The following is an 8436-nucleotide window of genomic DNA, read 5'->3' as shown; positions in this document are numbered from 1 at the left end:
CGTCCCCACGCGGCGCCGGTGCGGCACACCGGCGAGGAGACGGTGTGACCGCGAACCGGCGTCCGGGCCCCGGCCCGGCCCGGGGCGGACGCGCCTTCCGCGACGCGCGCTCTAGACGACGCCCTGAGCCGTCATGGCCTCCGCCACCCGCAGGAAGCCCGCGATGTTGGCGCCCAGGACGTAGTCGTCCGGGGTGCCTCCGTACGTCTCGGCGGTGGCCCGGCACTGGGCGTGGACACCCCGCATGACAGCGGCCAGCCGGGTCTCGGTCTGCTCGAAGGTCCACACGTCGCGGGAGGCGTTCTGCTGCATCTCCAGCGCGGAGGTGGCCACACCGCCCGCGTTGGCGGCCTTGCCGGGACCGAAGAGGACGCCCGCCTCACGGAAGATCTCGATCGCCTCCGGGGTGCACGGCATGTTGGCGCCTTCGGCGACGGCCAGGACGCCGTTCTTCACCAGCGCCCCGGCTTCCTGTCCGCCCAGCTCGTTCTGCGTGGCGCACGGCAGCGCGATGTCGCAGGGCACCTCGAAGACCGAGCCCCGGTCCGAGAACCGTGCCCCCGGCTTGGCCTCCGCATAGGCCGAAAGACGCGCCCGCCGCACCTCCTTGACCGATTTCAGCAGCTCCAGGTCGATGCCGTCCGCGTCGACCAGGTATCCGGACGAATCCGAGCAGGCCACCACGGACCCGCCCAGGGCGTGCACCTTCTCGATCGCGTAGACCGCCACGTTCCCCGAGCCGGAGACGACGGCCTTGCGACCGTCGAAGCCCTGTCCGCGCGTGGCCAGCATCTCCTGCGCGAAGTACACCGCCCCGTAGCCGGTGGCCTCGGTGCGGGCCTGCGAGCCGCCCCAGGAGACCCCCTTGCCGGTCAGGACTCCCGCCTCGAAGCGGTTGGTGATCCGCTTGTACTGGCCGAAGAGGTAGCCGATCTCGCGCCCGCCCACCCCGATGTCGCCGGCGGGGACGTCGGTGTGCTCGCCCAGGTGCCGGTACAGCTCGGTCATGAACGCCTGGCAGAAGCGCATGACCTCCTGGTCGCTGCGGCCCTTGGGGTCGAAGTCCGAACCGCCCTTGCCGCCGCCGATCGCCAGTCCGGTCAGCGCGTTCTTGAAGATCTGCTCGAAGCCCAGGAACTTCACGATGCCGAGGTTCACGCTCGGGTGGAAGCGCAGACCGCCCTTGTAGGGACCGAGGGCGCTGCTGAACTCCACCCGGAATCCGCGGTTCACCTGCACCCGGCCCGCGTCGTCCACCCACGGCACCCGGAAGATCAGCTGCCGCTCGGGCTCGCACAGCCGCTCGGCGATCACCGCGTCGACGTACTCCGGATGCGCCTCCAACGCCGGCGCCAGCGTGTGCAGCACCTCTCCCACCGCCTGGTGAAACTCGCTCTCGCCGGCGTTGCGCCGGCAGACCTGTGCGTAGACGGCCTCGATGTGAGCACTGGGGTTCATGCGCGCCTGCTCTCCTGTGTTCCGCCAGGCACTCACCTTGTCCAGCGTGCCCGGCCGCTGTCCTGACAACGAATACGGACGCCAGGAGTCGCTGTGTCAGTGAAGGAGGCCACCGATATCGGAAGACGGCGCGACCTCGACCCGTGTCGACAAGTCGTCATATCGTCGCGTGTGCGCGTCCGGCGATCCCACCGGCGCCCTCCAGCGCCCTCCGGCGAATCAATGCGTTCGACACCGCGGCCGGTCGAAGCCACGATGTACGCCATGACGAAGAACCGAAAGGTCCATGCCGCGTAGGCGACCGGCACACGTCCGGGCCGGCGTGCCCCGCCACCGGACACGAGGAGCGACGACCGTCATCGACGGCCTGTCCTCGCGGGCGCTGTCCCAGGTCCTCGCCTTCGAACGCAGCCGCAACTACGTGGGATCAGGAGACGTCGGCGCGGCCCTGCGCCTGTGGAAGGACTACGTCCACCGATCCGAGCGGCGACTGTGGCACGACTACGAGCGGGACGACACGCACTGGGACTGCTGCGACGACCCCTTCGAGGCCCGCGCCCTCCTCGACGTCGTGATGCAGGCCTTCCCGCCACGGCAGGCCCGCGAACTCCGACAGATCGTCAGCCGGTACGACGCGGTCTGGGACACGCCGTCACCTCGGTACGACCCGGGCGCGGGCGGAACGACGCGGTGAGCGCCCACCGCAGAGAACCGCCCCGACGGCTCCGAAAGCGAGCGCCGCCGGCCCGGAGCGGACGGGAAAGGGCGGGAACCGATCCGCCGCGGGCGGTGTACGCATGGCGTGAGAACGCGGGAGGGGGGCCGCACCGTCGATGAGGCCGCGGTGATCGCACGCGTACGCGCCGGCACGCCGGAGGCGTACGCGGAGTTGGTGCGCGCCCATACGGGCATCGCGCTGCGGGCGGCCCGGGCACTCGGCGCCGGGGCGGACGCGGAGGACGTCGTACAGCAGGCCTTCTTCAAGGCGTACTGCGCACTGGGCCGCTTCCGGGACGGTTCCGCGTTCCGGCCGTGGCTGCTGTCGATCGTCGCCAACGAGACGAGGAACACGGTGCGGAGGGCGGGGCGCCAACGGTCTCTGGCCGACCGCGAGGCGGCCTTCATCAAGGCTGAGCCGCTCAAGTCGTCCTCGGCCGACCCAGCCGTCGCCGCGCTGGCGAGCGAGCGCCGCATCGCGCTCCTCGGCGCCCTGGAGAAGCTGAGCGAGGATCACCGTCTGGTCGTCACGTACCGCTACCTGCTGGAGATGGACGAGCCCGAGACGGCGGCGGCCCTCGGCTGGCCCCGCGGCACCGTGAAGTCCCGCCTGAGCCGGGCACTGCGCAAACTGTGCCGTCTGCTCCCGGAGTTGGAACCGCGCCGGCCCCTCGGTACGAAGGGAGGAGGTGAGGGGGATGAGTGAGTCGAGCGGGCCGCAGGAACCCGACGCAAGCGAGCAGCGCAAGCGCCGCGGGGGCGGCGAGGTCACAGGGGGCGTCCGTGGTGACGCCCGGCTGCCCGAGGAGCTGCGGGCCCTCGGGCGGATGCTGGACCGGCCGCAGAGCGACGAAGGCGAGGCGATGGACGAGCGCGTCCTGCAGCGGATCGCCGCCGAGGGGGTACCGACCCCGGCGGTCGTGCCACGGGGCGCCGGCGAGCGACTGCGGGCGCTGCGCAGGTGGGCCGGGCTGCGCCGGCGCACGCTCGCGGCCACGCTGTGCGGCCTGCTCGCCGTCCTCGTCCTGGCCCCTGCGGTGCGGGCGGCGGTGGCGGACTGGTTCCGCTTCGGCGGGGTCGAAGTGCGGTACGACCCGTCGGCGTCGCCGTCGCCAGGAGCGGAAGTGCCGGGCTGCCCTCGTCCGGTCCCCCTCGCCGAGGCCGGACGGCGAGCAGGGTTCGCCCCGCTCGTGCCGGGGGTGCTGGGCGACCCGGACGCGGTGTCCGTGACGCGCACGCCGGAGGACCGCTTCGTCATCACCCTCTGCTGGGGCGAGCGCGGCGGCGCCGTCCGGCTCGACGAATTCCCGGCCACGCCGGCGCCCGAGTACGGCAAGACGGTGGCGGGCGAGCAGGCGGTCGAGTGGGTCCGGTTGGCCGGCGGGACGGACAGCGCGCTGTGGTTCCCGCAGCCGCACCTTCTGCGCTTGTCGATGACTGCGCCGGACGGCTCCCGCCTCACCCTCTCCGAGCGCACGGCGGGACCCGCCTTGCTGTGGGTCCACGACGACGCGTTCACCCTGCGACTGGAGGGCGTGGCGTCGAAGGCGCGGGCGCAGGAGATCGCCGAGTCACTGCGCTGAAAGGCATCGCCGGGACGGGAACCCGGGCGGATCGATCGGTGTACCCGAAGTGGCTCGGCGAGTGCGGACGGCCCGCACGGCGACGGATCGGGGTGTCGGATGCGTGGACTGCGACAATGGGCGGCGGCGACAGGCGCGTTGACGACCGCGCTGCTCCTGCTCCTGCTTCTGCCGATGGCGCCGCCCGCGGCCGCGGGCGGGCCGGCCAGCGCGCTGCTGGTCTCCCCGACCAGCCGTCGGACGGCGTCGTTGTACGGCACGGACGAGAAGTACGCCCTCATGGAGAAACTCGTCGCGCAGACGGGATCCGAGCGCGGCGGGCGCCGGGAGGAGGCTCCGGACTGGGGAGCGGAGGGCACCTGGATGAACCAGGTCGGCGACATGGTCACCCTGTCGTGGATGCTCCCGGACGCCCGGCCGTGGCGGACGGACCGACTGTATGCGTCCACGCCCGACACCAAGGACGTCTGGATCCACACGAGACTGAACATCCCCCGGAACGACGCCTCTTCGGACGTCGGGGGCTGGCACAGGGCGAAGCAGTCGGAGGAGCTGCGTGCGCTGCTCCGCGGCCTCGGGCTGCTGCGCACGCCCCCGGGATCGCCGCAGGAGTCCGCCGCGACCTCGACCGACGCACCCGCGGGAGCCGGGGCGGGCCCCGGCGGGGCGACCACCGGTGGGACGACCACCGGCGCTCACGCCACGGCAGACACTCCGGATCTGCTCGACCGGGCCGGCTGGGCGATTCCCGCCCTGGCCCTGGGACTGCTCCTCGGCTCCGAAGGCGCCGCGCTGCGCCGACGCCGCGCGACGGCCCGACACGAGCCGGCGCCACCACGGGAACCCCGCCAGGAGCTGCTGGACCAGGAAGGGGAACTGTCCTGGCGTGCTCACCCGGTCCCGCGATCACGGTCAGGTCGAAGTCGTGCTGCCTGGGCGAGGGTTGACCGCGTGACGGTTCGTCAACGGTAGGGCTGCCCGTCGTCCCTGGAGACGGCGGCGCCCCCGGCCGTTCGCCAGGATCGGCTGCGTCGCGTCAGGGTCCAGCCCTCCGGCGCCCGCCGCGCGGCGCTGATCCATGCGGCGAGTTCGGGCAGGGCGTTCTCCCGCAGAACGCGGCGGGCCGCAGCCCGTTCGGTGGACGGAAGCGGCATGACCCGGATGCGGATGCTGTTCCACAGAGCGGGGTGGATGCCGCTGCCGTAGTTGGACGAGATCGGCGGGGTCCATTCGACGTGCAGGAGAGTTCCGTCGCTGCGCGCCTGGTCTCCGAAGCCCACGTCGGCGGCGTCGGCGACCTGTTCGCCGAGGGCGGCGCGGATGTCGGATGCGGTGAGCGGCCACGACATGTCGCGCGGCAGTCTGCGGTTACGGGCTGGCACGGGTCTCAGGATGCCAGGCGTCCCGGCGGAAGCGCCTGCCCGATTTTTCCGATGCTCGTGTCTCGGCCTCCGCCGCAAAGGGCGATCCACCACCTACAGTAGGCATCTACTGACGGAGTGTCACCTTACGCATCGCCGTGCCGGTCGGGGAAGCGGCATTCCCCCGCCCCCTCCCGCCCCCGCCCCTCGCACACCGCGGACGAAGGGTCCGCTCCCCGGCGCCGAGCGGAACAGCCCCCTGTCCTTCTCCCCTCGTCGGAGTCGCCATGGCCCCGCCCACACGCTCGCCGCGACCCTCTCGCCCGCGCTTCTACCGGGTGTCGATCCTGCCGATCATGCTGCTCCTCGCGGGCCTGATCCTGGCGGCGGTGTCCGTGGGTTCGTGGCTGCAGTACACCGAGCGGCAGGCGAACGACACGGTGCACACGGTCGGATCCCGGGCAGCCGACCGGGTGGACGTGGAGGCCACCGTCCAGAGCGTCGACGCCGCGGCCAGGGAGCTCGTGCTGCGCATCCGGGTCATACCGCGCGGCGCTCTCGGCGAGGACGCCGGGACCGCGCCGGTCGCCGATCTGAGCCTCCAGACCTCCGTGGCGACCCTCGGCGACCTGACGTACCCGGCGCACGAGCGGCTCGCGCCCAAGGACGTGCAGGTGGCGCTCACCGGCGGATCGATCAGCGACTACCCCTTCGACGCCTACGAGACCCACATCGAGTTCTGGGCGCTGATGAACGGCGACCCGGTGCCGGCGCGGATGCTCTTCTCCAACGCCGCCACGCTCTTCTCCGTCTCCACGACGCCCCCGGCGTCCGGCCACGCGGCCGTCGTGGCGCTGAGGCTGTCCCGATCGGGCAGTCTGCTCGTCTTCGCGGTGTTCATGATGGTCGTGATGTGGGCGCTGGCGGGGTCCGTGCTGCTCGGCTCCTGGTTCCTGACGACCCGGGGCGAGGGTCTGGTCTGGCCTGCCCTGGCCTGGATGGCCGCCACGCTGTTCGCTCTCGCGGCGTTCCGCAACACCGCCCCCGGCACCCCTCCGATCGGCTGCGTGCTGGACTGGTTCGCCTTCTTGTGGGCCGAGACCGTCATCGCTCTGTGCCTGATCATCGTGGTCACGACCGGCGTGCGCTCCGCGCTGCGAGCCGCCCTCCGCCCGAAGGACTCCCCCGTGACGTAGCCGCCGGCCCTCGTCGACCGCGGCGGCGGCCGTGAGGAAACACGGACCGGTACCCGCCAGGATGATGCAGAAACCAGGTGAATCCACCGCGTGTTCTTCGATATGCCGGGCAACCGGACCAACGGAGGTTGATAACTATGGTTCCCCTGCTTCTCGTTCTTCTGCTGGCTCTGGTCCTCTTCGGCGCGGGATTCGCGCTCAAGGCACTGTGGTGGATCGCCGTCATCGTGCTGGCGGTCTGGCTGCTCGGCTTCGTCATGCGCAGCGCCGACACCGGCGGCCGCAGGGGTCGCTGGTACCGCTGGTAGCCGTCGCCGGCCGCTTCGTGGGCCCCGGGGTTCTCCTCCCGGGGCCCACGGTCATGTCCCGCCGAGCAGAGCGCCTTCGACGCCGGGAGGCCCGGTCGTCCAGGGCGGCGGCTGCGCACAAGGCGACTCAGTGACTCAGCAACAACAAAGCAACACAGCAACTCACCGGGATCACACTTCGTAACGGCCCGCGATCGTTACGGCACGCTCACGCAGGGATGCGCGCAGCCAGTGCGGGGCCAGGGCCTCGGCGTCCGTCGCGAGCTGCCACAGTGCCCACTCGGCGTGCCGCGCATCCTGGAAGGTCGCCTCCAGCCTCAACCATCCTTCGGCGTCCGGCACTTCGGCGAGGACAGCCAACGCGGTGCCCACCAGGTCCTTCCGCCGCGTCGGGTTCACCCGTACCAGCACGGTGACCTGGTCGCCGCCGGAGCGAAACCGTGTGCTGCGTTCCTGCCAGACGCGGTCGAGGTCGACGCGGTCGGAGCGTTGTGCCGGTTCGGCGAGTTCCTCCGCGGCCGTGATCCGGGACAGCCGGTAGGTGCGCTCCGTGCCGGATCGTGTGGCCAGCAGGTAGCCCTGGTCGCGTACGGTGACCAGGCCGATCGGGTCCACCGTGCGCCACTTCGGGCTCTGGTCGACGGCCGCGTAGCGGATGCGCAGCTTGTGTCCGGCGAACACCGCGCGCCGGACCTCGGTGACCACGGCGTCGGGCACCTCCTCGGCGGCCAGCCGGCGCGCGAGGAGGTCGGTCTCCGGATCGATGAGCACGCGCTGCGCCGCTCCGGCCGCGATGGCTCGATGGCCTTCGGGCAACGCGTCCACCACCTTGCGCATGGCCGACGCGAGCGCCGAACCGAGGCCGAACGCCTGCGCGCCGGGGCGAGACCCGGCGACCAACAGGGCGAGCGCCTCATCGTGGTTGAGTCCGGTGAGTTCGGTGTGAAAACCGGGCAACAGCGTGAAACCGCCGTGCCGACCGCGCTCGGCGTACACCGGGACGCCGGCCGCCGACAGCGCCTCGATGTCGCGCAGGACGGTGCGGGTGGACACCTCCAGCTCTCGGGCCAGCGTGGTCGCGGACAGTCGACCGTGCTGCCGGAGGAGCAGTACCAGCGATACCAACCGGTCGGCGCGCATCCGAAAACGCTACAGGAATACGTGACACACGATGTCGTGTATGCGTTGCGAGGCTTACCGGCATGACACAGACCCATCGCCCCCAAGAAGCGATCCGCACAGCCCCCGCCCTGCTCAGTCCGGAAGGCCTGCACGACCCGCTCCCGTTCGGGTACAGCCACACCGTCGCCGTCCCGGCCGGGACCGAGTGGGTGCTGGTGTCGGGTCAGTACGGGTCGGGCCAGGACGGCGCGGTCGTCTCCGCCGACTTCACGGAACAGGTCCGGCGCACGTTCCACAACATCGGCGTGGCTCTCGCCGCCCACGGGCTCGACCTCGGCCATGTCGTCCAGCTCAGGACTTATGTGGTGAACCATGACGTGAGCAAGCTGGGACCGATCGCCGCAGCCGTACAGGCGGGTTGGGGTACGAAGCCACCCGTGCAGACCCTCATCGGTGTCGCGAGTCTCGCCGCTCCCGACGTCCTGTTCGAAGTGGAGGCGGTCGCCGTCCGAGCCTGACCCGAGGGCGGTCGTGCCGGGGCCGACCCGACCCGCCGCACAGCCGTGAGCCGCCCGGCCTGGACAGGCCGGGCGGCAAGGCCCTTCCGTGCTCGCGGGGTTGAGTGCGGCGGGGCCGTCCCGACGCCTGCGTCCCTGCGCTCGGTGAGCGGCCCCGCTCCGGCGCCCGACAG

General features: G+C 71.7%; 10 protein-coding genes. 7 read left to right on the top strand and 3 right to left on the bottom strand.

Annotated features, from left to right (window positions below; translation table 11 throughout):
• Positions 1-111: 111 nt before the first annotated feature.
• Positions 112-1458 (bottom strand): NADP-specific glutamate dehydrogenase, encoded by a 1347-nt coding sequence (gene gdhA / locus ABT300_RS38560; protein WP_351686221.1) that lies wholly within the window; start codon positions 1456-1458, stop codon positions 112-114.
• 286 nt (positions 1459-1744) lie between these two features.
• Here gdhA and ABT300_RS38555 point away from each other — a divergent pair, with 286 nt between their 5' ends.
• The 4 genes from ABT300_RS38555 to ABT300_RS38540 all read left to right on the top strand — a co-directional run bounded on the left by ABT300_RS38555 (position 1745) and on the right by ABT300_RS38540 (position 4730).
• Entirely contained in the window at positions 1745-2152 is a 408-nt protein-coding gene (locus ABT300_RS38555; protein ID WP_351686218.1) for a hypothetical protein, read from the top strand.
• A gap of 108 nt (positions 2153-2260) precedes the next feature.
• Complete coding sequence (locus tag ABT300_RS38550) at positions 2261-2881, top strand: RNA polymerase sigma factor (RefSeq protein ID WP_351686215.1); 621 nt, start codon at positions 2261-2263, stop codon at positions 2879-2881.
• Complete coding sequence (locus tag ABT300_RS38545; RefSeq protein WP_351686212.1) at positions 2874-3758, top strand: hypothetical protein; 885 nt, start codon at positions 2874-2876, stop codon at positions 3756-3758. Before ABT300_RS38550 ends, ABT300_RS38545 begins: the two co-directional genes overlap by 8 nt.
• A 99-nt stretch (positions 3759-3857) precedes the next feature.
• The gene (locus ABT300_RS38540; RefSeq protein ID WP_351686210.1) at positions 3858-4730 is read left to right on the top strand and encodes a hypothetical protein; all 873 of its coding nucleotides are present in this window, start codon (positions 3858-3860) and stop codon (positions 4728-4730) included.
• Here ABT300_RS38540 and ABT300_RS38535 read toward each other — a convergent pair.
• Entirely contained in the window at positions 4721-5140 is a 420-nt protein-coding gene (locus ABT300_RS38535; RefSeq protein ID WP_351686207.1) for a hypothetical protein, read from the bottom strand. The two genes, ABT300_RS38540 and ABT300_RS38535, sit on opposite strands and share 10 nt — an antisense overlap.
• Positions 5141-5406: 266 nt before the next feature.
• Between ABT300_RS38535 and ABT300_RS38530 the strand changes: the two genes are divergently transcribed.
• Positions 5407-6315, top strand: a complete 909-nt coding sequence (locus tag ABT300_RS38530; protein ID WP_351686205.1) for a DUF4436 family protein — start codon at positions 5407-5409, stop codon at positions 6313-6315.
• 137 nt (positions 6316-6452) lie between these two features.
• Entirely contained in the window at positions 6453-6623 is a 171-nt protein-coding gene (locus ABT300_RS38525; protein WP_307022079.1) for a hydrophobic protein, read from the top strand.
• 171 nt (positions 6624-6794) lie between these two features.
• Here ABT300_RS38525 and ABT300_RS38520 read toward each other — a convergent pair whose 3' ends face one another.
• Entirely contained in the window at positions 6795-7763 is a 969-nt protein-coding gene (locus ABT300_RS38520; RefSeq protein WP_351686201.1) for a helix-turn-helix transcriptional regulator, read from the bottom strand.
• Between the two features lie 62 nt (positions 7764-7825).
• On the opposite strand from ABT300_RS38520, the gene ABT300_RS38515 reads away from it, so the two are divergent.
• Positions 7826-8263: a RidA family protein gene (locus tag ABT300_RS38515; RefSeq protein WP_351686198.1), complete on the top strand. Its 438-nt coding sequence runs from the start codon at positions 7826-7828 to the stop codon at positions 8261-8263.
• The last annotated feature ends 173 nt before the right edge of the window (positions 8264-8436 follow it).

It is taken from the genome of Streptomyces sp. NPDC001027, from assembly GCF_040299045.1.
Lineage (GTDB): Bacteria > Actinomycetota > Actinomycetes > Streptomycetales > Streptomycetaceae > Streptomyces.
This window is presented reverse-complemented; position numbering and strand designations above follow the sequence as displayed.